Raw genomic sequence first — 23,816 nt, 5'->3', positions numbered from 1 at the left:
TACATTGGTTTTCCGTTTGATGTGTAACTTACTTCCCGGCTCCAGTGTGGTGTGCCAAGTAGCTTCTCCTGTAATGCATCAAATTGTTCCGGCGTATTTTTTAAATAATCATACATCAGTTTTACATGCTCATTGTTAGGCTGGAAGGTAAAAAACTCATTTTTCGATTCCTGATCAACAAATGATTCGCTTGCGTCATCTTTACTACATGACCATATAAACAGCAAAGCTGCTGTAATAAATAATACTTTTCTCATAATTTTTTGTGATTTAGTTAATATTATGCCCCTTAATTCCGGTTATGGTAAAAAGGTAACCCAGTAATAAGTGTGTTGTAAAACATGAATTATGTATTTAAATATTAAGATACTCTGTAATGCCTGTGTGTACTTGCAATAGATAACTACCTATTTAAGTAGAATGGATCTATATAGTAATCATGTATTGATCTCTGGTATAATGTTCACTAAGTTTATGTGTGTAAAGATATAAACAACTGATAAAGAACCACAATAAAAGTGAATAGTATCCCACTCATATAATTTATGAATATTACGCATTGCAAGTGTAGTGCAATTATAGAATAGGGTGTGTTGTGCCTTTTAACTCGCGCATGATGCATAGTAATAATTTTTAAAATTCAATATTATGGAATATTCCTTGTATGATTGTATGTTAACCAAAGACAATCCCATAGATAAGCTTGGGAAAGTGATGAACCAGAAGCCCAAAAATTTTGGGAATTTACTGGTTAATCTTACTGGGCCAGGTTCTATTTTAAAGGAAACAGAGTCGAAAGCTGTGATCGAAAAGTATTGGGAAACCATTATCGGCTTTGTTCGTGAAGGTTATAGTTATCACGATGAGCACATTACTGTGAATTTGGACATTGCCGGTGTTTTCGAGGACGAAAACGATAGGTTCGATCCATCGCGACACAGCATTAATGTGAGTATTGTTCCTTGCAGTGAATTAAAGGCAGCTACTAAGAATATTAAGCCTACCTATGTAAAACCGAATAAGGAAGTGCCGGAAATTATGAAGGTTTACGATTGGGGAACTGAAAAAATGGATGAGTTTCTTACTCCTGGTGCAGCATTGGAGATTGAAGGTAATGCACTTAAAATTTATGAGGAGATTGATGGGCAAGGTGTATTTTTCATTAACAAGGCCGATGGGGTAGAAACCAAGGCTGGCATGCCTAAATTAAATGAACCCAAGAAACTTTCCTTAAAAGTTCCGGCTTTAAATCCAGGTCAATATAGAATAGAGATTCGCAATACTACCAGAAATGGGAAAGTGTTACGAATCGGAATATCAACTACATATTACATTGTGCAATAGATAGTGTCCCAATATCTATTTGCAACTGCCCGCATCTTATTCTAAGGTACGGGCTTATTTTATGCTTCACTTTCTTTGAGCAAGGGCATGCTTACACCGAGAGCAGGGGCGTGCTTCTATCGAGAGCAGGATCATGCTTCTGCCGAGGGCAGGGGTATGCTCCTATCGAGGGCAATAGTCTGCTCAAATGGGTAAATGAAATGTGAACGTAAAAACCGCTTAAAACATTAAGAAAGTTTCCAATTGAATTACTTTTGGTAGCGAAACTGATATCTGCCATATTCGAAAGGGTATTGCTGGCCATCTCTGGTAAAGAATCCTTTGTTGTCGCACAAGCCATTGCCGTAGCTGTATGTGCACGATTCGTTTTCTGCCGTAAACAATACTTCTCCTGAAGCAATAAATTCGCAGGCGTGACTTACCAACAATGGTGTTAATATCTCTGATTTGTATTCCCTTCCTTCCGAGTTGATGCCGGAGGTGGTACCGCTAATAAAGAACTGATCGTCCCAATGGTTGTTTGAAGTTTCGTATCCTTCAATCCATTCTCTGCTTAACTTTCCGCTAAGGGTGTAGGTATTTTCTTTTTCGTCGGTAAATAGGATCTCTTCGAAGCTTACATCAAAAGTTAGGTTTTCGGAGCTTCCCGATTTTCTACTGTCCACTTTAATGCTACCCGTAATGTTTAAATTGTTGATGTAGTATTGCTCGAAGCTTACGGTATAGCAGCATTCTTCGCTTTTGAACTCACCTTCTATTTGTGTGGTGAGGCGTCCTCTTTTTAGTTTGCCTAAATAATCGCTGCTGTTTTGCTGTCCGTAGTTAATACTTAGTGTCTTTGTGTTTTCCTGACTGTTGTTATCCGCAATTTTTACGAAGGGGATGGAGTCCTGTTTTGTGGCAATGCCATTATCGATGCTCAGCATGTTGTATTCCACTTCGTTTAGGATATTTTCCAGTATGGAATTAACCATTGCATTTTCTTCCACATTTACCGCGTTGGTAATGTTCATTTCCAATTCGTGCTCATTAGAATCGCACGAATACATCACAATCATAGAGGCTAACAAGTAGCATACTTTCTTCCCAAATCTCATCATTCAACTTCCTTTTTTTAGTGATATGTAGTTGTTTACGAGGTTATTTAAGAAAAGTTATACCTGATTTTTCTGGATTTAAGCAAGTTAGATCATCAGTTTTTATGGGGAGATTTTGTTATTGATTTGTTGGACTATTAAGTCATTTGACTGTTGGACTGTTCATGACTTTAAGAAAAAATCCCTCTCTACCGAAGTAAAGAGGGATTTTGAATATGGAAAATTCTATTCTGATTTTTGTGCTATCAATTAGGCAAAATAGAATTTAATAATAAACAATACCACTATAACAATCATTACCGGGCTAATTTCTTTGTAACGACCCGTAAGTAATTTTAAAGTTACGTATGATAACATCCCAAATACAATACCATCAGCAATACTGAAAGTTAATGGCATCATAATGATACAAAGGAATGCTGGAATCGCTTCTGTAAAGTCATTCAAATCAACTTTCAAGATTGGCGACATCATGAATAACCCAACAATTACCAAAGCAGGAGCTGTAGCAGCTGAAGGAATCATGATAAATACAGGAGCAAATAACAACGCCAAAGCAAACATACCAGCAGTTGTAAGTGCTGTCATACCTGTTTTACCACCTTCTGATACACCAGCAGCACTCTCAACGTAAGTAGTTACAGTTGAAGTACCCAAGATAGATCCGAAGAATGTACCAACAGCATCGGCAAATAAAGCTTGTTTTACACGAGGTACACGACCTTCTTCATCCAACATATCAGCTTTAGAAGCTACACCAACCAAAGTTCCTACAGTATCGAACATATCCACAAACAGGAATGTGAACAATACAATAGCCATATCAATGGTGAAGATTTGAGAGAAATCGAATTGGAAGAAGATAGGAGATACTGATGGAGGAAGACTTACAAACTTGTAGTTTTCCGGCATGTGAGTTACTCCTAAAATTAATGCCAAAACAGTTGAGAAAAGGATACCAATTAAAAGAGATCCTTTTACGTTTCTTGCAAAAAGAACACCTGTTACCAAAATACCAACTAATCCTACAATTACGCTTGGGCTTTTCATATCGCCTAAGCTTACCAATGTAGCAGGATTGTCAACAATAACACCAGCTCCTTTTAATCCAATAAATGCAATAAATAGACCGATACCTACCGAAACAGAGTGTTTCAGGTTTAACGGAATGGAGTTAACGATTAGCTCGCGAATGTTGAAAGCTGTTAATAAAAGGAAGATGATACCTTCAAGGAATACGGCAGTTAAAGCAAATTGCCAGCTGTATCCCATTCCTAATACTACGGTAAATGCGAAGAATGCATTTAATCCCATACCAGGAGCCAATGCGAAAGGTAATTTAGCAACCAAAGCCATCACTAAAGTTGCGATGATAGCCGAAATGGCAGTAGCTGTAAATACTGCTCCTTTGTCCATTCCGGTTGCACTTAAAATATCTGGGTTAACCGCAAGGATATAGGCCATTGTCATGAAGGTTGTGATACCTGCAACAACCTCGGTACGAAGGGTTGACCCTTGTTTGGTAATGTTAAAAAACTTATCTAACATGATTACTAGTTTTTAATTGTTGATTAGAAATTCCACTTCACAGCAAGAGTTGGACGAACTTCGAAATCGTCACCTGCAAAGTTGTTAGAGATTTCAATCTCGCTACCAAAAGAAAGGTTTTTAGTTGCATTGTACCAAAGCTGAGGCTCAGTTAAGAATACTGTATCATCTGATAAGCCATTTTCAGTCCAAAGATCAGCAAAACCTGAGAAAGTCATTTTGCCATCGAAAAAGTTAACATACCAAGTACCTGTAATTTGGAAGTTTGCTTCGCCAGCATCTTTAATGGCTTTGTAACCAGCATATGTTGAGAAACCTGATTTAGCACCACCTTTTGCATAGTTTACACCAAAGATCCAAGCATTGTTAATGGTGTAGCCAAAGTTCATATCTGGAGTTTCAGCGCTACCAACTCCACCATTGTACTCAATGTGTAAACCAACTGGCATTTTCTCTGTTTTTAATACACGAGCAATCTCGAAGTATCCTTGGTTGATACCGTTTTCTGCATCGTAATCAAAATCGATAAATGTAAAAGTGTTACCCCACTTGTCCATTTTGAACATTTCAAAAGTAGTTGTGAAGTGTCCACGGTCGAAATCGCGGTGTAATTGAAGGTTTTGTGCATTAGCAGCAAAAGAAACCAAAACAGCGAAAATAGCAAGTAATTTTTTCATGATAAATTAAATGATTGTTTAATAGAATTTAATTAAGTAAAAAATTTATAAATGGTTGTTTAATTCTTTGTGATCTCCTTTAAATGGTTGACAACTATAGGGCAACCAGTTTCTTTTAATTTTTGATAGGATTGATGACCTGATGCAATTAAAATACAATTACAACCTAACTCTTTCGCAACTTCATAATCGTGTGTAGTGTCGCCAAACAGGCAAACTTCACTGGCTTTTAATTCATGTTTTGTCATCAACTGTAAGCCATTGTCAATTTTCGAACTTGCGTATATGTTATCAATTCCTGATATCTCATCGAAATACTTAATGATGTTCTCACTACGAGTTGATTCATTAAGCATGTTTTGTTCCATTGCTGATAAAATAAATTGCTTTTTACCCTCTTTACTAAAGTGTGATAGCAAATCAACAGCTTCTGGAAAAATTCCTGTTTGTGGCAATAAAGATGTATAATGATCGATGAATTCATTTGCAGCTTTATCCCAGTCTTCGGTCTCAAAATTAAATCCTACAGCTTCGTAATAACTTTTCACAGGAAAAGTAAATACTTCACGATAGTGCTCGGTTGTTAGTAAAGGCAATCCTCTTTTGTTTAGCATTTTGTTGATGCTAAGCACTCCAATCGACAAGTCGTCGAGTAAAGTACCGTTGTAATCCCAAATAATTGCCTTAAAATTTAACATGCTAGCTTTAGTTTAGGATTTGAGGTTCGACAAAGGGTTGCTTTTTTATACGTGAGAAGGTTGATAGAATCTATTTTGATTTGTTTCTCTCTTAATTCGGTACTCATTGAAAATTGTTCCAATTGTAATGCGAAAGGTTTGAGAAAAACAAGGTAATCTTTTTTTATGTCTAAGAAAGAACATCTGTAACTGGTAAGTTCTTGAATACATTTCAAGCTGGTCAAAGTACTCTTCTTTTTTTCGCTAAGTTGTACTATTGAATTTGGTTTAAGTTCGGACGAACCAGGTATGCAGTCAGCAACAACTCCTGTTTTGTTTTCGGAAAGTACAAGAGTTTTGTTGATGTAAGAAATATGCAGATTGATGTTCTCGCTTACACGCTCAGTTCCTACTTCGATAGGATCTGTATCGTAATCGATAATCGCATATTCTATGTCTGCTCGATCTAAAATGCGAGCTGCATTGGTTTTCTTCATCCTTTCGTTTTTTGGCCCAATCATGAAAGTTTTTCTTCTGATTGGGAATTACCAGTTTCCCAGATGATATTTTTTTTAATGAGCGGCAAAAATAGTAAAAATTTTAAATTTCAAAATTATTTCGAATCAATTGCGAAACAGGTAAAGTTTAGAAAGCTTGTTTTTAAAGGGATAAGTGATAAATAAAAAATGTTGTTTTAATTTTAAATGAATTAAAATTGTATTGGAAACAGCATTTATTAGTTTCGTTTGGATTTTATATAAAGGTCATCTTATTTAAAATTATTTTTTATACTGAATTTGGTATCTTTTATTATTCAATCATTTCTTATCATCAAAATAAAATTGAGTTATGGTAGTTATTGAAGCTCATGTGGTTCCGGAAGGAATAGAAAGTATCCGTTTGCAAGAATATGCTTTGCATATTTTCTCTGGAATCAATACAAATCAGGGAATCAAAAAAGCTATTAAGCGAGGTTTAATTAGAGTAAATGGATTGCAGGCTTCAACGGGGTTATGGGTAAAAGCCGGCTTTAAAATTGAATTGTGTGATTTAGAGCTGCCACCAAGTAAAATATATAAGTTGCCTTTAGAGGTGGTTTATGAAGATGATCATATTGCTGTAATTAATAAGCCAGGTGGGATTTCGGTGAGCGGAAATCAGTTTCGTACGGTGCAAAATGCATTGTCTTACAATCTTCGACCTTCGATGAGAAAGAATGCTTTGCCTGTTTTTCTTCCGGTTCACAGGATTGACAGTCCTACATGTGGATTATTGCTCGTTGCTAAAACTGCTGATGCATCTGCCAAATTGGGTAAGCAGTTTGAGGATCGATTGGTGAAGAAAAGATACAGAGCTGTAGTTATTGGCTCTTTGCACGAAAAAGGAAAAATCGATATGCAGGTGGATGACAAGGATGCGGTAAGCACATTTAAGTTGGTAAAAAAGTCTCCATCAATTCGAAATAGATTTTTAAGTATGGTTGATTTGTATCCTGAAACGGGTAGAACGCACCAATTAAGAATTCACATGGCTGGTATCGGTAATCCGATTTTAGGAGATAAGATTTACGGTACTGAGGGAGAGATTCTTCGAGGAAAAGGATTGTTTTTGTGTGCAGCCGAGTTGCAGTTTTCTCATCCTGACTCTGGAGAGAAGATGAGTATTTCCATCAATCCTCCATATAAATTTGGTCGATTTATGGAGATGGAGGAAAAACGATGGGAGAAATACAATTCAGAAAGTGAGCTTGTGTAAACTTTACTCGTAAAAAGCCTCAATTCCTGGGTACTCAAATTTCTTAATTGCCATTTCCTGAGGGAAAATCATGTATTGAACTTCAGCTTCAGAACACACTTTTCCTTTCGGATCAAGAATTTCTGCATGAATGGTTGCAAATTTTCTGTCTTTCGAAATTAGTTTTCCACAAACGGTTAGGTTTCCTTTATCTGTGAAAGCTGAGTTCTTGAATTTGGCATTCAGAGCTGTAGTTACTCCTGCTGTTTCACATTTTACAAATACTACCCAACAAGCTATTTCGTCGAGAATTGTAGTTTGAATTCCACCGTGTAAAACATTTTTAAAACCAGAAAAGTGAGTTTTGGGCTCCCATTGGGAAACAACATACTCGCCATCTTCAAAAAAATCCATTTGTAAGCCTTGTTCGTTGTCGGGCGAACAGCCAAAGCATTTTCCGTTTTCTGTGGAGCGATATGGGTTGATGATCTTCTTCATGATACGATCTTAAGTATTAATTTTAAGAATCCGAAAGTACAATAAGAAAATGATTGTGGAAAATCTAGAAACGAAATTTTAGCTGAAGTTTTACATCTGATTTTGTATCGCCATCAATCAAAGAAGTACCTGACCCAATGCTTTCCTTATTGGAATATTTTGTTAGGGCATACCTGGCATACAAGGTAATTTTATTGCTGATTTTATAATTCAAATTGAGATAAAATCGGCTTCCTTTATTGTAATAGGCCGGAACGGAATAAGCGTATAAAATATCGTTTTCATAGGCATAAATTCTTGTGTCGTAAGAATCGGTGTCGAATAATGCATATCGCAAACTGATATTTAGTGGAAATTGAGAAAATCTGTAAATCAAATCCTGATAAATGAGAAAGCCATTTTCGTTTCGATCTGCTTGCTTGTATTTGGTAAATTCTATTCTGTTTCGAATTTCCCAATTCGTTGCAGGTTTTGTTGATAGGTGCAGGCGATATTGGGTTTTCTCATATTCAACAGGAATATTTATAAAATCAGCATTGATGTTATCAGCCTTGTTTTCTTGTTTGTACCTAAAATAGATCGATAGCTTATCGCTGTTTGTGTATTCTATTTGAGCAAAATATTCGTGCCCATCGGTTGGCGAATTGCTCGAATATCTTAGCCATGGAAATTCAAACTGATCGTAGTAAGCTTTTATACTCCATTTAGAAAATGGATGAAAATTAATACCAATGTAAATCCCTTCTTCATTTTGGCTTCTGCTTTGTTCCGAAAAGGAATTTGAGTAATGAGCATGAAAATCCTTATCGTATTTGCGGTAAATGGTCTCAAGATTAAATTGAGGGTGAATTTGGATGTTTGCCCCTTGTAGTATTCCAATGCCTCCTGATTTGGATCGGGCAGCTTCGCCAAAAAGATGAATGTTATTGATTTGCGTTTGATAATTTATGCTTAGGTTGTAATTGTTCTTACCCGTAAAATTGTATTGAGAATATGCTTTTTCGGCGATTTTTATTTCTGGCGAATAGGAATATTGAATAAAAGCAGCACCAAACTGAGTGTTCTTTAAGTTCCAGGAGAAATACCCACCAAACAACTTTTCTTTTAAGATATCTTTTTTGTCCAACTCATTCCTGTTTCGGTGCAAACCTGTATTTACAATGCTCGATGTAAATGAAGAAATGGTGTCTGCACCAGAGCTTGCATCTATCTTTTTATAAGAAGAAAATGCAGCAATGTTAATTCCCTTCAAAGGAGATATGATGATGGATGCTCCTCGAAAAAATCGATTTTCATCAGTTGATTTGTAGGATCTGATGCCTTGGTATTTTCTTGCATTTTGCGTTGTAAAGGAAGATTTTTTACCACCCATGCCTGACCATAAGCTTACACCTTGGCCAAATTTAATTTGGTAATCGCCCAGGTTGATCTGTTTTAAAAGTCCGTTTGATTTTTTCTGAACATGAGCCGAATAAAAATCAAATCCATTTGAGTTTTGATCTTTAAAAAATGGTTCTCCCTTATCGTTCTCAGCAGTAAAACCAAAGTCTAGCCCTGATTTTGGAGATTGCATTTGGTATCGACTGTAATATTTCCATGGATTTCCAAGGTATTTAGAATTCTCACTAGATTTGTTATATCCAGCCTCTTTTTGAAAATTGTGTTCGCTTCTGATTAGGAGTTGATGTTGTGTTTTTTTAAGGCTGATTGGTTTTTGAATTTCCTTTGTGGAAATTAAAGGAGCGATGTTTTTAACCAGTTCCGCAGAGAAACCTTTAATTAATTGTATTTCGTAAATGCTAAGTATGGATCCATTTTCTTCTCGGTACTTAATTAATTGTTCTATTTGGTTTTGATTTAAAAAGTATAGCTTTTCCAGTTCATAAGAATTAGCCGCGTTGATGTTTAATGGATGCTGAATCAATTTGGTGATTTCTTCCAATAAATTGGTGTAATCGGGATTATCCTCCTCTTGTTCTGCGATATTTTCAATAATTCGTTCTATTAAGTCCTGTTCTCCTGCTGTATTTTGTGCGTTAGCGATACCTAAAAAAGAAAGGAATAGTACCAATAGTAATATGCTGCGAATTTGTTTCATGATTCGGTTTTAAAATTGGAAACTGATATCGGCCGATGGAGTGTAGCCAAGAACTGGGTGTCGCGAGAATGCAATGTTGGTTTTTAAGTTAGAGAAGTTATAGCCTATTCCGAGACTTACAGAATTTGGATGGTTGTATATTCCTGCTCGGAAGAATAGTTTCTTTTTTATTGGGTACTCTATTCCAGCTTTCACTTGTAAGTCATCATCTATATTTTTTAATATTTCTGAACTGATAATGGCTCTGTTCGATAATTTCCATGAAATTCCAAATCTGCCTATTGTTGGAATTTTATCATCGTAATCCCAAGTTTCAAATTTCTCCTGTGTAGGGTTTGATAAATGAAAACCAATATGGAAATTGGAAGCAATTTCTGCTAACAATCCAAATTCGAATGTATACTTTGATTGTGATCCATATTCGGCATTTAGTTTTTTTCTTATTTGATTGAGTTGTAGACCGGCCCAAAAGTGTTTTCCTAGGGCTCTTGAATATGAAAATCCTATTTTAGACTCTTTATAAAGTTCAAAGCCAAATTGCGTGTAGTTTCCGGAAAAGCATCCAAATTTACTTGGAATGTTGATGTGGAAGGATTTGGTGCTTAGTTCTTTGTTTGTGAATCTGTTTTCGTAGTAAGCGCCAAAAGATTTTTTCTTTAATAATGCAAGGCCAGCTTGGTTGTGGAACCCCGACCATTCATCATAGAGCGCAACAGATGCATTTCCCATTGCAAAATATCGTGCACCTGCAGGCCTGTTTTCGTTAGAGCCGATGACCTTTATTGAGATGAATAAAAGAATGAATAATAAAAATGTACGCATAGTATATTAAAAACTGTTTTACAGGATATTTACATACCAATATCATTAAGCTAAGCTTAAATTGAGTGAAAGCCTTGCTTGATGATGCGCTCTGATTTTTACTTTCTTTTTATTTTGGTTGATTGAGTTTGAAATTCATAGTTAAATTAAAATAAAAAATCTGCATATCATAACAATATGCAGATTTATTTCTATAAATAGGATTATGCTTTCCTAATTAGTCTTGTAATCGTATTTTACAGTGGATAACTCTTCGTTTGCTTTAACGATTTTTTCTTTCAATCCTTCTTTAAATTCAATTACAGCTTCTTGAAGGTCTTCGTCACCTACAGCAAGGATTTGTGCTGCTAGAATACCTGCATTCATTGCACCATTTATTCCAACTGTTGCTACAGGAATTCCTGGAGGCATTTGTGCAATGCTTAAAAGTGCATCCATTCCATCAAGAGATGCTTTAATCGGCACACCAATTACAGGAATTGAAGTCATAGCTGCAATTACACCTGGAAGGTGAGCTGCCATTCCTGCTCCGGCAATGATTGCCTGAATACCGTTTTCTTTTGCGTTTTTAGCAAATTTTTCAACTTGCTCAGGAGTTCTGTGTGCAGATAATGCATTGATTTCAAATGGAATTTTGAAGTCGTTAAGAACTTTTGCCGCTTTTTCCATAACTGGCAGGTCCGATGTACTGCCCATTATAATGCTAACTTTTGCTTTCATTTGGTTTTTTCGTGGATTTAATAAATAAAATGACAAAAAATTGTACTTTTGCAGCAAAATAAGGAATTGTTTTAATTCCAGAATGTGAACCTGCATCCGTCGCTAATTTTATAGCGTAAAAATGAAAAAAAAATGTGTATGTTCCATATGGAGTTGAAACATTTTTTATTTCCTGAAAGGAATAAAATTACATTAACGATTGCTTAGGGCATTGCCTTAACCGCCCGATAACTCAGAAAAATTCTGACAGGGGAAGTCGGACAACTAAGACAAATATTAAAGACTAATGAAAACTGTAAAACTTCTTGATCGAGAATTTCGTGTATCAATTCCAGCAGAGGAAATTGATAAGGTAATTGCCCAAATGGCTGAAAAAATGAATAAAGAGTTGGAAGGAAAAAATCCTTTGTTCATTTGTATTTTAAATGGTTCATTCATGTTTGCATCAGATTTGATGAAGCAAATAACTGTTGAAAATGCACAAATTACTTTCATGCGTTTGTCGTCTTACGAGGGGACAAGTACCACAGGCAAAGTAAAAAAATTAATGGGTTTTACTGAAGACTTAAAAGATCGTACAGTTGTATTGTTAGAAGATATTGTAGATACAGGAATCACAATTTCAAATACTTTAGAACAGATCAAAGATTATGAAGCAAAAGAAGTGTTGGTTGCAACAATGTTGTTCAAGCCACAAGCTTTAATCAGAGATGTAAAATTACACTATGTTGGAATGGAAATTCCTAACGATTTTATTGTTGGTAGAGGTTTGGATTATGATGGAATTGGAAGAAACCTACCAGATATCTATACTGTAATTGATTAAATAATGTTGAATATTGTTTTGTTTGGACCTCCAGGATCGGGGAAGGGGACGCAATCTAAATTAATACAAGATAGATTTGGCTTAATACACCTTTCAACTGGAGATGTTTGCAGGGAGGAAATAAAGAAAGCTACGCCAGAAGGATTAGAAGCTAAGCGACTAATTGATGGAGGTAACTTTTTTCCGGATAAGTTGGCGTATCGAATTGTAGAGAAGTTTATCGATTCGAAGAAGGAAGCGATGGGATTTGTGTATGATGGAATGCCACGTCATGTAGGTCAGGTTCCTGTTTTTGCAGAAATGCTTACCAAGCGAAATAGTATTGTTGATATTGTGGTCGAGCTGAAAGTAGAAGAAGAGGAGTTGATTCAACGTTTATTGAAAAGAGGCGAAACTTCAGGTCGACCAGATGATAGTGGACGTGAGGTAATTGAAAAGCGTTTGCGAATTTATGATGATGTTACTGCGCCAATCGCAGAAGAATATAAAAAAGCAGGTGTTTACTATTCTGTTGATGCAATGGGATCGATGGATGAAGTTTTAGATAGAATTTCAAAACTAATTAAAGAAAAACTATCTCTTACACCTGTATTTGCAGAAGTACGATAGAAAATATAAGCTATGTCAGGATCTAATTTTGTTGATTACGTAAAGATTTTTTGTAGATCGGGAGCTGGAGGAAATGGTTCAACACACCTTCATCGTGATAAATTAACGATGAAAGGAGGTCCTGATGGTGGTGATGGTGGTCGTGGAGGTCACATCATTATCCGTGCTAATGCACAATTGTGGACGTTAATTCATCTAAAGTTTAGTCGTCACGTATTTGCTGGCGACGGAGGATCGGGTAGCCAAAGTAGAAGTACAGGTTTCGATGGCGAAGATAAGGTGATTGAAGTGCCGTTGGGAACTGTTGCTCGCGATGCTGAAACCGGAGAAGTTATTTTTGATGTAACGGAAGATGGAGAAGAGAAGGTTCTTGTAAAAGGAGGTCGAGGAGGTCTTGGTAACTGGCATTTTAGATCTTCTACCAATCAAACTCCAAGATATGCACAAACGGGTGAAGAAAGAGTTGAGAGATCGGTTATTTTAGAGCTGAAAGTTCTTGCTGATGTTGGTTTGGTTGGATTTCCTAGTGTTGGTAAATCAACTTTGCTTTCTGTTGTATCTGCAGCTAAACCCAAAATTGCTGAGTACCACTTTACCACTTTGGTTCCGAATCTTGGAATTGTTGCTTATCGCGATGATCGTTCCTTTATTATGGCAGATATACCGGGAATTATTGAAGGAGCTCATGAAGGTCGAGGATTGGGATTACGTTTTTTACGACATATCGAACGAAATTCTGTCTTGTTGTTTATGGTAGCTGCCGACAGTGATGATATTCATAAGGAATACAAGATTCTTTTGAATGAATTGAAGCAGTTCAACCCTGAATTGTTGGATAAGCAAAGATTGCTTGCAATCACTAAATCAGACATGTTGGATGAGGAGTTGATTGATGAAATTAAGCAAGATTTGCCGGATGTTCCATGTGTTTTTATATCTTCGGTGGCTCAAAAGGGAATCATGGAGTTAAAGGACATGATCTGGAAAGCAATTAACGAATAAAATAATTAGTGAATGGATACCTTGATTCAATTGGATAAAGAGCTTTTTCTGTGGTTTAACAGCCACAATACACCGTTTTGGGATGTTGTAATGATGTTTTTTACCCGAAAAGAATTTTGGATTCCATTGTACCTTTTACTGTTGTATCAGATTTACAAAGTGAAAGGAAAAGAAGCCATATACTGGATTTTAGGTGCATTTTTACTTGTATTTTTGTGCGATCAAATCTCTACACAACTCTTTAAAAATGTGTTTGAAAGATTTCGTCCAAGTCACGATCCAAGTTTAGAAGGAATGGTAAATTTGGTTAGTGGTTACAAAGGCGGACGATATGGATTTGTTTCCTCTCATGCAACAAATTCATTTGGCTTTGCACTTTTTACATCGCTATTGTTTAGAAATAAATTATATACATTCTTCATTTTTACCTGGTCTTTATTAGTAGTTTATACCCGCATTTATCTAGGAGTTCACTTTCCAGGTGATATAATTGGAGGAATGGTTTTAGGATTGCTCCTTGGATATGGCGTTTATCGATTAACCCAGTGGATTTCTAACTCACGTAAAGGACCATTAACTCGTGGTAGACGTAATACTCAAGTTATTAGTTACGCTGCAACCTGGCTTGTTATAGGAGTTGCTTCTGTTGAAATTATTACCATTTGTTTGGTGGTAAAAAAACTGTTAAAATACGGACTGTTTTAATTCATCTTCTTGGAAAAATAATTGATAAAATACCGCCTATCTATCAATTATTGTTAAGCTTTAGTGTCTATTTGTTATAAAATTAAACTTCCTCTTAATTTGGAATCATTTTGATTGTTCTAATCAGATTGATTGATTTTTAGAGGAATAAGTTTTTGCGAATGTTTTCTGTACGTATGATTCCTCTTGTCTTTTAACAGGCTGTTGATAAACTACTTTCTTAGGAATCGTTCTTTTAGCTATATTTGTAAAAACGCGAAATTTTCATGACTGCAAAATATTCTGAAGACTCAATACGTACACTCGACTGGAAAGAACACATCCGTAAACGTCCCGGGATGTATATCGGGAAATTAGGCGATGGTTCTTCCCATGATGATGGTATCTACATTTTATTAAAAGAAGTAATTGATAACTCCATTGACGAATTTGCAATGGGTATTGGTAAGTCAATTGAGGTTACCATTACCGATCGTAAAGTCACCGTTCGTGATTATGGACGAGGCATCCCTTTGGGAAAGGTTATTGATGTAACTTCAAAAATGAACACAGGAGCTAAATACGATTCAAAGGCCTTTAAAAAGTCTGTTGGATTGAATGGTGTAGGTATTAAGGCTGTGAATGCTTTATCTGATGATTTTATTATTGAATCTTTTCGTGATGGGGAAGTGAAAAAAGCTCAATTTTCCAGAGGTGTACTTTTAAAAGAGGAAGAAATTCAACCTTCGGAAGAAAAGAATGGAGTTAAGATTACTTTTCATCCAGATGAGGAGATGTTTTCGAATTACAGGTTTATTTCGGAATACATCCAAACCATGTTGAAGAATTACGTGTATTTGAATGCTGGTCTTTCGATATACTTTAATGGGGAAAAATTCCTTTCGAGAAATGGTTTATTAGATCTTCTGACTGAAAATATGAACTCTGAGGGCTTATACGATATTGTTCATATGAAAGGTGATGATATTGAAATCGCACTTACACATGGCAGACAATATGGTGAGGAATATTATTCGTTTGTAAACGGACAGCATACGACACAAGGAGGAACACATCTTGCAGCATTTCGTGAAGCAGTAGTAAAAACGGTACGCGATTTTTACAAGAAAGATTTCGATACATCGGATATCAGAACTTCAATAATTGCTGCAATTAGTGTAAAAGTTGAAGAGCCGGTTTTTGAATCGCAAACCAAAACAAAATTAGGTTCTAAAGATATTGGCCCAAATGGACCATCTGTTCGTAATTTTATTATGGATTTTGTGACTTCGAATTTGGATAATTACTTGCACAAAAATCCGGAGGTTGCAGATATTTTGCATAAAAAAATCCTTGAAAACGAGAAAGAGCGAAAAGCAATTTCAGGAATCAAGAAGATTGCAAAGGAAAGAGCGAAAAAGGCAAGCCTTCACAACAGAAAATTGCGCGATTGTAGAGTCCACTTTAATTCAAAGCACGAATCAAAATCAGATACCTCAATTTTTATTACCGAGGGTGATTCCGCAAGTGGATCGATTACAAAATCAAGAAATGTAAACACTCAGGCGGTATTTAGCTTGAAAGGGAAGCCTCTTAATACCTATGGGTTAACCAAGAAGATTGTTTACGAAAATGAAGAATTTAATTTGCTGCAAGCAGCCTTAAATATTGAAGATGGAATGGATGGCTTGCGTTACAACAACGTAATTATTGCAACGGATGCCGATGTGGATGGTATGCACATTAGGCTATTGTTGATCACCTTTTTCCTACAATTCTTTCCAGATTTGGTAAGAGGAGGACATCTTTATATTTTACAAACTCCTTTGTTTAGAGTTAGAAATAAGAGAAAAACGTTCTATTGCTACTCTGATGAAGAAAGAGAGAAGGCTATTAAACGTTTGGGAGCAAAACCCGAGATTACGCGATTTAAGGGATTGGGTGAGATTTCACCTGATGAATTCAAAAACTTTATTGGAAAAGACATCAGATTAGATCCGGTTGTGATGAAAAAAGATGATTCAGTTTCAGGAATGTTAGAATTCTACATGGGTAAGAATACACCAAAACGACAGGAGTTTATTATCGACAACTTGTATGTTGAGAAAGATGAGTTGTAAGGATTGAGAACCGACAATCAGTAAATCGAATAAAAAAACCATTAAACCCAAAAATCTCTATGAGTAGCGAAGAGAGACAAGATATGGAGAACCCGGAGGAGTTGGACAACGAAGTGAACGGTGCCCAATCAGAAGCCATGCGAAATGTTACCTACCTTTCTGGTATGTATCAGGATTGGTTTCTCGATTATGCATCATATGTAATTTTGGAACGTGCAGTGCCTTATGTGAACGATGGATTAAAGCCAGTTCAGCGTAGGATTTTGCATGCCATGAAACAATTGGACGATGGGCGTTACAATAAGGTTGCGAACATTATTGGTAACACCATGCAGTATCACCCACATGGTGATGCCTCAATTGGTGATGCCTTGGTGCAATTGGGACAAAAAGATTTATTGATCGATACTCAGGGGAACTGGGGAAATATACTAACTGGTGATTCTTCGGCGGCTCCTCGTTACATAGAGGCTCGTTTATCGAAGTTTGCCTTGGAGGTGTTGTTCAACCCGAAAACGACCAATTGGAAGCTTTCTTACGACGGTAGAAATAAGGAACCAATTACACTTCCGGTAAAATTCCCATTGCTGCTGGCTCAAGGAGTAGAGGGGATTGCTGTTGGTTTGGCTTCCAAAATCTTACCGCACAACTTTAATGAATTAATTGATGCTTGTATTGCTTATTTGAAAGAAGAGGAATTTGAGCTATATCCTGACTTCCCAACAGCAGGAATGATAGAGGTAAGTCGTTATAACGACGGTTTAAGAGGAGGTGCAGTTAAAGTTCGTGCAAGAATTGAAAAAGTTGATAACAAGACTTTAAAGATTTCTGAAATTCCTTTTGGTAAGACTACTTCGAGCTTGATTGATTCGATTATTAAAGCAAATGACAAGGGGAAAATCAAGATTAAAAAGATTGATGATAATACAGCAGCCAATGTAGAGATTCTAATACACCTAGCAAATGGTATTTCTTCAGATAAAACCATTGATGCGTTGTATGCATTCACAGATTGTGAAACATCCATTTCTCCAAATGCCTGTATTATTGAAGATGATACACCAAAGTTTATTGGAGTTTCCGAAATATTAAAGCGATCTGCTGATAATACGGTAGCATTATTAAAACTTGAGCTTGAGATTCGCAAGAATGAATTAGAGGAAGCATGGCATTATGCATCCTTAGAAAGAATTTTTATCGAAAATAGAATCTATCGCGATATTGAGGAATGTGAGACCTGGGAATCTGTTCTTTCTACAATAGATGAAGGATTAAAACCACATACACAGCATTTAATGCGTGCTGTTACTCAGGACGATATCATTCGTTTAACAGAGATTAAGATTAAGAGAATTTCTAAATTCGATATCGATAAGGCAAAAGATTTTATCCAGTCTATCGAGGATGAGATTGAAGAAATAAAAGTTCATATTGCGAATATTATTCCTTTCACAATTCGTTATTTCCAGGCAATTAAAAAGAAATACGGAAAAGGAAAAGAGAGAAAAACAGAGATTAGAAGCTTCGAGAATATTGTTGCAACTAAGGTTGTTGTTGCAAATCAAAAACTTTACATCAATCGTGAAGATGGTTTCATGGGAACCGGCTTGAAGAAAGATGAATATGTGTGTGAATGTTCGGATATTGATGATGTGATTATTTTCAGAAAAGATGGAACTTATTTTGTTACCAAAGTTTCGGAAAAATCATTTATTGGTAAAAATATCATGCATATTGCCGTTTTCCGAAAGAACGATAAGAGAACCATTTATAATGTAGCTTATCGTGATGGACGCGGTGGAATTTGCTATGTAAAGCGTTTCTCGGTAACAAGTATTACTCGTGATAAAGAGTATGATTTGACAAAAGGAACAGCAGGTTCTAGAATACTTTATTTTACAGCCAATCCAAATGGAGAAGCTGAAATTATTCGCGTTGTTCTTAAACCAAAACCAAGGCTTAAAAAGTTGAATTTTGAGTTTGATTTTGCGGAACTTGCGGTTAAAGGACGCGCATCAATGGGGAATATTCTTTCTCGAAATGATGTACATAAAATTACCTTAAAACATGAAGGTGTTTCTACTCTTGGAGGTCGTAAGATTTGGTTCGATCCAGATGTGTTACGTTTAAATACTGATCAGCGAGGTGATTTCTTAGGAGAATTTATGGGAGATGATAGAATTCTTGTGGTGAGCAGACCAGCTACTTTCCATTTTACCAGTTTCGATTTAAGCAATCATTATTCGGATGATATCAGTATTATTGAAAAATTTGATGCTGAGAAAGTTTGGTCCGCTGTATTTTACGATGCAGATCAGGAATATTGGTATTTGAAGAGATTTACCATGGAAGGAAATGGTAAGCCAACAAGTTTTGTTGGTGATAATCCAGAGAACAAGCTGTTGATTCTAACCGATGAGAAGCATCCTAGGTTCGAGATTTCATTTGGAGGTAAAAATGAAGATAGACCAAACGAAATTATTGAAGGAGAGGAGTTTATTGGAGTTAAATCATACAAGGCAAGAGGAAAACGATTAAGTATTTACGAAATTGCCGAAATTAAAGAAATTGAACCACTTGCAAGGGAGAATGAAATTACAGAAGAAGAGGTAGGGAATGAAGCTGTTGATGAAGTTATAGCCGAAGATGGTAAAAATCAAATAGAATTAAATATGTAATTGCACAGGTGTCTCAGACACCTGTTTTTTTCTTAATAGTTATGCGAATATTTTTAGTGGGATATATGGGGAGTGGAAAATCGCGATGGGGTAAAATGATAGCCAATCATTATGGGCTTCGTTTTCTTGATTTAGATACCCATATTGAAGAACGCGAAGGAATGACAATTCCTGAAATATTTACAAAATATAATGAGGAAGGATTTCGAGAAAGAGAGAAAAGAGCTTTGCTATCTATTGCTGATATCGACAATGTAATTATTGCTACAGGAGGAGGAGCTCCATGTTTTAACAATAACATACAAGAAATGAATTCTTTGGGAGATACGCTTTATATTGAGGGAAGTCCCGAATTATTGCGCGATCGAATCACAAGTTCCAAAACAGAGCGTCCTTTAGTGAAAAATTTCTCTCAAGAAGAATTATTGGATTACATTAAGAATCATCTTAACTTAAGAAAGCCATTTTATGAGCAAGCAAAGCATAAAATTGTAACAGGAGATTTGGAGTTAGAAAACTTTATTCGAATTCTAGATCCGATTATAAACTTTCTAAATCAGTAAGTTTAAATTCATTTAGATTGCTTAAGGTTCTGTTTGCGATAATGAATTTTTTTAAATTCAATGCTCCTGATTCAGGAATGGCAAAACACTTCATATTTGCAGCCAAAGCGGATATAACACCATTTAAAGAGTCTTCCAATACCAGACATTCATTTGGATTTACACCAAGCATTTTTGCGGTTGAAATAAATATCTGTGGATGAGGTTTGCCATATTCTTCGTACTCTGCAGAATGAACAACTTCAAAATATTCTCTAATGTTCAATTTGTCTAGTACCGCTTCAATGATTTTCATTTTTGACGAGGAAGCCAAACCTACCTTTATTGAGGATTGTTTAAGGATTTCCAAAATATTGTACACACCAGTTAAAGCTTTTCCTTTTTCTTTAACCAGCTTAATCACATTGTTTACGATATCATCAACAACTTCAGTTTTACTCTTGTGATTCCAGCTTTGAATTTCCCACATGGCATCTACAACTTCATCAATTCTTTTTCCCATGAAAATTTCAAACATTTCTTTGCTTGTATTAATTCCTAATGAGTTGAATACAAGGTTCTCACTCTCCTGCCAAAATGGTTCTGAGTCGATTAGTAACCCATCCATATCAAAAATTACCGCTTTAATCATGCAGCAAAAGTAGTGTTTTTTAAAATGAAATTTTAAATTAATAGATTTTATCAAATTGTTAATAATTGTTAAATCACTGACTGCCTAATTATAGAAGAGTCGATTTTTTTAAATTTGTTAAGTACCAAATGAAAGTTTCGAAATATGGATATAGTTGTTGAGCATCTGACAAAAAGATATGGTCCACAAAAAGCTGTGGACAATGTTTCTTTTCGTGTAAAAGCAGGGGAAGTGTTGGGTTTTTTAGGACCCAATGGTGCAGGAAAGACAACTACAATGAAAGCAATTTCCTGTTACATAAACCCTGATGAGGGAGATGTTAAAGTAGGAGGTTATTCTATAAAAGAGCATCCTGAAATAATCAAAAAGAATATTGGCTATTTGCCTGAGAATAATCCTCTTTACCAGGATATGAATATCATTGATTTCTTAGAGTTCATAGCAAAAATTCATGGTATCCCTAAATACTTAATTGCCGAGCGTATTTTGGATATGGTTCGAATTTGTGGGCTTGAAGGAGAAAAGCACAAATTGATTAGTGAACTTTCTAAAGGATATCAGCAAAGGGTTGGTTTAGCTCAGGCTCTAATTCACGATCCGGAAATTTTGATATTAGATGAGCCTACTACAGGATTAGATCCAAACCAGATTGTTGAAATTAGAGAGCTAATAAAACGAATTGGGAAGGAAAAAACCGTTATTCTAAGCTCCCATATTCTTGCGGAGGTGGAGGCTACTTGCGACCGAATCTTAATCATCAATAATGGTAGAATTGTTGTTGATGGTACAGCGGAGGAATTAAGAAAACAGGCTGCAGGGAATGAAATTTTAAAATTGGGCATTCAGGGAGGTGATGTAAATGATATATTCGAAAATTTATTGAATTTAGAAACTATCGATTCTGTAGATTTTATTGATATCGATAAACAGTTGTTCGAAGTACAATCACTGAAGGAGGAAACTTCGGTGAAGGCTATTTTTGATTTATGTGTCCAAAACAATTATTATATTTCGGAATTAACACCAACCGAGAAAAAATTGGAAGATATTTTCCGTCAGTTAACTCTTCATTAAAAGATATATGAAGCAAATTTTACACATTGCATATCGAGAACTAAATTCCTTTTTTGATTCACTTACAGCCTATGTATTAATTATTATATTTCTTGGCTTTAGTGGGTTTTTCACCTGGATTTATGGTGCTGATGTATTCTTTTTAGGGCAGGCAAGTCTTGATACTTTTTTTACTGTAGCCTATTGGAGCTTGTTTATTTTTATTCCTGCTTTAACGATGAGATCCATTGCGGGAGAATTAAAGGCAGGCACTTTGGAGCTACTACTTACCAAGCCTGTAAGCGATTGGCAACTAATTTTAGGTAAATTTTTGTCAACCTTTTTCTTAATTGGGATAGCTTTAACGCCTACATTGTTCTACTATTTTACTTTGTGGGCCATTGGTCCTGTTGATCACTCGGCCATCGTGTTAGGCTATTTAGGCTTACTTTTGATGAGTATGGTTTATATAAGCATCGGATTATTAACTAGTTGTTTGTTTTCCAATCCAATTGTTGCTTCTTTAACAGCATTGTCAATTGGGATATTTTTTCATATTATTTTTGATGTTTTAGCTGCGAATTTTGTTGGATTTACAGGAAGTGTTTTTAGTTTTTTGAGTTTATCAACCCACTTTGAGTCCATTACTCGTGGTGTTGTTGATACAAAAGATTTAATCTATTTCTTTTCAATTTCATTCTTTTGTTTGTATTCCTCTAAAATGATTCTTTCGAATAGAAATCTTCAAGTATAATTAGTTAAATATGATAAAAAGAAGAAAAGTTATATATAATATTTTAATGGTTGCTGGCTTGTTGATTGTGTTGAATTCACTTTCATCAATGTTTTTTCTTAGGGCTGATTTCACAGAAGATAAAAGATATACATTAGATCGTTCTACAAAACGCATCTTAAAAGAGGTAAATGAGCCAATCATTATCACGCTATATATTTCTGAGGATTTACCTACAGATGTTAATAGAACAGTTAAGGATTTAAAAAACTTACTAACTGAGTATAGTCATTATAGCAATAGAAAAATTGATTTTGAATATATCAATCCGAATAAAAACCAAGAACTTGAACAGGAAGCTATAGAAGCTGGAATTCACCCAGTGCCCTTGGAGGTAAGAGAAAAGGACCAACTAAAGGTGCAAAGGGTCTTTTTAGGCATGGTAATACAGGTTGGTAGCGAGTTTGAAGCAATACCTTTAATAAAGCCTGGAATTGCGATGGAGTATACTTTGTCTACTTTAATCAAGAGATTAACCATTAAGGATAAGCCACAAATAGGTTATATTATGGGACATGGAGAGCCTGAATTTGCTTCGATCGAACAAGTATTGGATGAATTATCAATATTATATGATGTAAAACCTGTATATCTTCTAGCAGAACCTGATTTAGAAAAATATGAATGCTTGATGTTAATTGGCCCAACCGGTACAATTTCTCCAACACAATTGGGAAGTCTTGATAATTATCTTGAAAAAGGTGGATCGTTGATGATTGCGATGGAACGTGTTAGGGGAATGCTGAATGATGGTATAGGTGTATCGGTTAATACAGGTTTGGAGAAATGGCTTGAGAATAAAGGATTGTATGTCGAAGATTCTTTTATTGTTGATAAAAAATGTGGTACAGTAACAGTACAGCAACAAGGATTTTTTTCATTTCCACAGCAAATCAATTTTCCATTTTTACCTGTCATTTCACAATTTACAAATCATAGCATAACTGATGGAATTGAAACTCTGATTTTACAATTTGCCAGTCCGATAAAGTATGTGGGTGATACTTTAATGAATTATCAACCTTTGGCCTATACATCAAAGATATCAGGAAAATTAAAAGCGCCTATAAGCTTTAATATTGGTAGAAATTGGAGAGCTCAAGACTTTTTATATCCAGATTTAACCGTTGCTGCTACTTTATCTGGACCAATGGGGGGAGAAGAAGAAGCTAAAATATGTGTAATTGGTGATGGAAACTTTATTGTAAATGGTTTTGGTGCAAACAAAATTCCAATTCAAAAAGACAACATTAACCTTTTCGCCAATGCGATAGATTGGCTTTCAGATGACTCAGGATTAATGAGTTTGAGAACAAAAGGAGTATTATCGAGGCCATTGAAAGAAATTTCCGATGGAAAAGTATTGATGATTAAGTACTTTAATTTTTTAATTCCAGTGGTGCTTTTAATTGCTTATGGAGTAATACGATTTAAACGAAGAAGCAATAGAAGAGGTAAACGGATGCGACCTGGATTTATAAAATAAGGATAGAGATTTATTGTTCCCGGCTTCCGGCAAATCGGGGAATGATTTTACCGGAAGCTAATTAGCATATCAATGAATCGGGGAACAAATAAAAACTTATAGTTTTTATTTATCGAAAGCAATTTAATTATATTAAGGTCACTAATCAAAAAAAAT

The 23,816-nt window shown here is 35.5% G+C and carries 23 protein-coding genes; 12 read left to right on the top strand and 11 right to left on the bottom strand.

Features of this window, described 5'->3' with window-relative positions; translation table 11 throughout:
- The coding region (locus M0051_RS18015) for a hypothetical protein (protein ID WP_306742951.1) at positions 1-257 on the bottom strand (257 nt) is incomplete at its 3' end.
- Positions 258-648: 391 nt separating this feature from the next.
- Here M0051_RS18015 and M0051_RS18010 point away from each other — a divergent pair.
- Entirely contained in the window at positions 649-1,344 is a 696-nt protein-coding gene (locus tag M0051_RS18010) for a DNA-binding domain-containing protein (RefSeq protein WP_306742950.1), read from the top strand.
- A gap of 248 nt (positions 1,345-1,592) precedes the next feature.
- Here the strand turns inward: M0051_RS18010 and M0051_RS18005 are convergent, their stop codons facing one another.
- From M0051_RS18005 to M0051_RS17985, 5 genes are all read right to left on the bottom strand, one after another.
- Entirely contained in the window at positions 1,593-2,444 is an 852-nt protein-coding gene (locus M0051_RS18005) for a hypothetical protein (protein ID WP_306742949.1), read from the bottom strand.
- A gap of 246 nt (positions 2,445-2,690) precedes the next feature.
- Complete coding sequence (locus M0051_RS18000) at positions 2,691-3,989, bottom strand: NCS2 family permease (protein WP_306742948.1); 1,299 nt, start codon at positions 3,987-3,989, stop codon at positions 2,691-2,693.
- A gap of 23 nt (positions 3,990-4,012) precedes the next feature.
- Positions 4,013-4,666 carry a DUF5020 family protein gene (locus tag M0051_RS17995; protein ID WP_306742947.1) on the bottom strand — a complete coding sequence of 218 codons (654 nt, stop codon included), beginning with the start codon at positions 4,664-4,666 and terminating at the stop codon, positions 4,013-4,015.
- Positions 4,667-4,725: 59 nt separating this feature from the next.
- On the bottom strand, positions 4,726-5,364 hold the full coding sequence (locus M0051_RS17990; protein WP_306742946.1) for an HAD family hydrolase: 639 nt from the start codon (positions 5,362-5,364) through the stop codon (positions 4,726-4,728).
- On the bottom strand, positions 5,358-5,840 hold the full coding sequence (locus tag M0051_RS17985) for a hypothetical protein (protein WP_306742945.1): 483 nt from the start codon (positions 5,838-5,840) through the stop codon (positions 5,358-5,360). The genes M0051_RS17990 and M0051_RS17985 overlap by 7 nt, the downstream gene beginning before the upstream one ends.
- A 352-nt stretch (positions 5,841-6,192) precedes the next feature.
- On the opposite strand from M0051_RS17985, the gene M0051_RS17980 reads away from it, so the two are divergent.
- On the top strand, positions 6,193-7,098 hold the full coding sequence (locus M0051_RS17980) for an RluA family pseudouridine synthase (protein ID WP_306742944.1): 906 nt from the start codon (positions 6,193-6,195) through the stop codon (positions 7,096-7,098).
- A gap of 3 nt (positions 7,099-7,101) precedes the next feature.
- Here the strand turns inward: M0051_RS17980 and M0051_RS17975 are convergent, their stop codons facing one another.
- The 4 genes from M0051_RS17975 to purE form a co-directional block, all read right to left on the bottom strand.
- Positions 7,102-7,575: a PaaI family thioesterase gene (locus tag M0051_RS17975; RefSeq protein WP_306742942.1), complete on the bottom strand. Its 474-nt coding sequence runs from the start codon at positions 7,573-7,575 to the stop codon at positions 7,102-7,104.
- 64 nt (positions 7,576-7,639) lie between these two features.
- Positions 7,640-9,673 (bottom strand): helix-hairpin-helix domain-containing protein, encoded by a 2,034-nt coding sequence (locus tag M0051_RS17970; RefSeq protein ID WP_306742941.1) that lies wholly within the window; start codon positions 9,671-9,673, stop codon positions 7,640-7,642.
- A 9-nt stretch (positions 9,674-9,682) separates the two neighbouring features.
- Positions 9,683-10,495 carry a hypothetical protein gene (locus tag M0051_RS17965; protein WP_306742939.1) on the bottom strand — a complete coding sequence of 271 codons (813 nt, stop codon included), beginning with the start codon at positions 10,493-10,495 and terminating at the stop codon, positions 9,683-9,685.
- 213 nt (positions 10,496-10,708) lie between these two features.
- Positions 10,709-11,215 (bottom strand): 5-(carboxyamino)imidazole ribonucleotide mutase, encoded by a 507-nt coding sequence (purE, locus tag M0051_RS17960; protein ID WP_268188352.1) that lies wholly within the window; start codon positions 11,213-11,215, stop codon positions 10,709-10,711.
- 286 nt (positions 11,216-11,501) lie between these two features.
- Between purE and hpt the strand changes: the two genes are divergently transcribed.
- From hpt to M0051_RS17925, 7 genes are all read left to right on the top strand, one after another.
- Positions 11,502-12,041 (top strand): hypoxanthine phosphoribosyltransferase, encoded by a 540-nt coding sequence (hpt, locus tag M0051_RS17955; RefSeq protein WP_306742938.1) that lies wholly within the window; start codon positions 11,502-11,504, stop codon positions 12,039-12,041.
- A gap of 3 nt (positions 12,042-12,044) precedes the next feature.
- Complete coding sequence (locus M0051_RS17950; RefSeq protein ID WP_306742937.1) at positions 12,045-12,650, top strand: adenylate kinase; 606 nt, start codon at positions 12,045-12,047, stop codon at positions 12,648-12,650.
- Positions 12,651-12,662: 12 nt separating this feature from the next.
- Complete coding sequence (gene obgE / locus M0051_RS17945; protein WP_306742936.1) at positions 12,663-13,652, top strand: GTPase ObgE; 990 nt, start codon at positions 12,663-12,665, stop codon at positions 13,650-13,652.
- Positions 13,653-13,664: 12 nt separating this feature from the next.
- The gene (locus M0051_RS17940) at positions 13,665-14,357 is read left to right on the top strand and encodes a phosphatase PAP2 family protein (protein WP_306742934.1); all 693 of its coding nucleotides are present in this window, start codon (positions 13,665-13,667) and stop codon (positions 14,355-14,357) included.
- A gap of 266 nt (positions 14,358-14,623) precedes the next feature.
- A complete protein-coding gene (locus M0051_RS17935) occupies positions 14,624-16,456 on the top strand; it encodes a DNA topoisomerase IV subunit B (protein WP_306742932.1) in 1,833 nt (610 codons plus the stop codon).
- Positions 16,457-16,515: 59 nt separating this feature from the next.
- Positions 16,516-19,134 (top strand): DNA gyrase/topoisomerase IV subunit A, encoded by a 2,619-nt coding sequence (locus tag M0051_RS17930; protein WP_306742931.1) that lies wholly within the window; start codon positions 16,516-16,518, stop codon positions 19,132-19,134.
- 41 nt (positions 19,135-19,175) lie between these two features.
- The gene (locus tag M0051_RS17925; RefSeq protein ID WP_306742930.1) at positions 19,176-19,697 is read left to right on the top strand and encodes a shikimate kinase; all 522 of its coding nucleotides are present in this window, start codon (positions 19,176-19,178) and stop codon (positions 19,695-19,697) included.
- Here the strand turns inward: M0051_RS17925 and hxpB are convergent.
- Entirely contained in the window at positions 19,675-20,328 is a 654-nt protein-coding gene (hxpB, locus tag M0051_RS17920) for a hexitol phosphatase HxpB (protein WP_306742929.1), read from the bottom strand. The two genes, M0051_RS17925 and hxpB, sit on opposite strands and share 23 nt — an antisense overlap.
- Before the next feature lie 144 nt (positions 20,329-20,472).
- Between hxpB and M0051_RS17915 the strand changes: the two genes are divergently transcribed.
- Genes M0051_RS17915 through M0051_RS17905 form a run of 3 tightly spaced genes read left to right on the top strand, consistent with a single transcriptional unit; the run spans position 20,473 to position 23,660 of the window.
- Positions 20,473-21,402 (top strand): ATP-binding cassette domain-containing protein, encoded by a 930-nt coding sequence (locus M0051_RS17915; protein ID WP_306742928.1) that lies wholly within the window; start codon positions 20,473-20,475, stop codon positions 21,400-21,402.
- A gap of 7 nt (positions 21,403-21,409) precedes the next feature.
- On the top strand, positions 21,410-22,135 hold the full coding sequence (locus tag M0051_RS17910; RefSeq protein ID WP_306742927.1) for an ABC transporter permease subunit: 726 nt from the start codon (positions 21,410-21,412) through the stop codon (positions 22,133-22,135).
- A 10-nt stretch (positions 22,136-22,145) separates the two neighbouring features.
- Entirely contained in the window at positions 22,146-23,660 is a 1,515-nt protein-coding gene (locus M0051_RS17905) for a GldG family protein (protein ID WP_306742926.1), read from the top strand.
- Positions 23,661-23,816: the final 156 nt, after the last annotated feature.

Source organism: Marinifilum sp. D714 (genome assembly GCF_030851345.1).
Classification (GTDB): domain Bacteria; phylum Bacteroidota; class Bacteroidia; order Bacteroidales; family Marinifilaceae; genus Marinifilum.
Note: the sequence above shows the minus strand (reverse complement) of the source record. Positions and strands in the feature narration are given on the sequence as shown.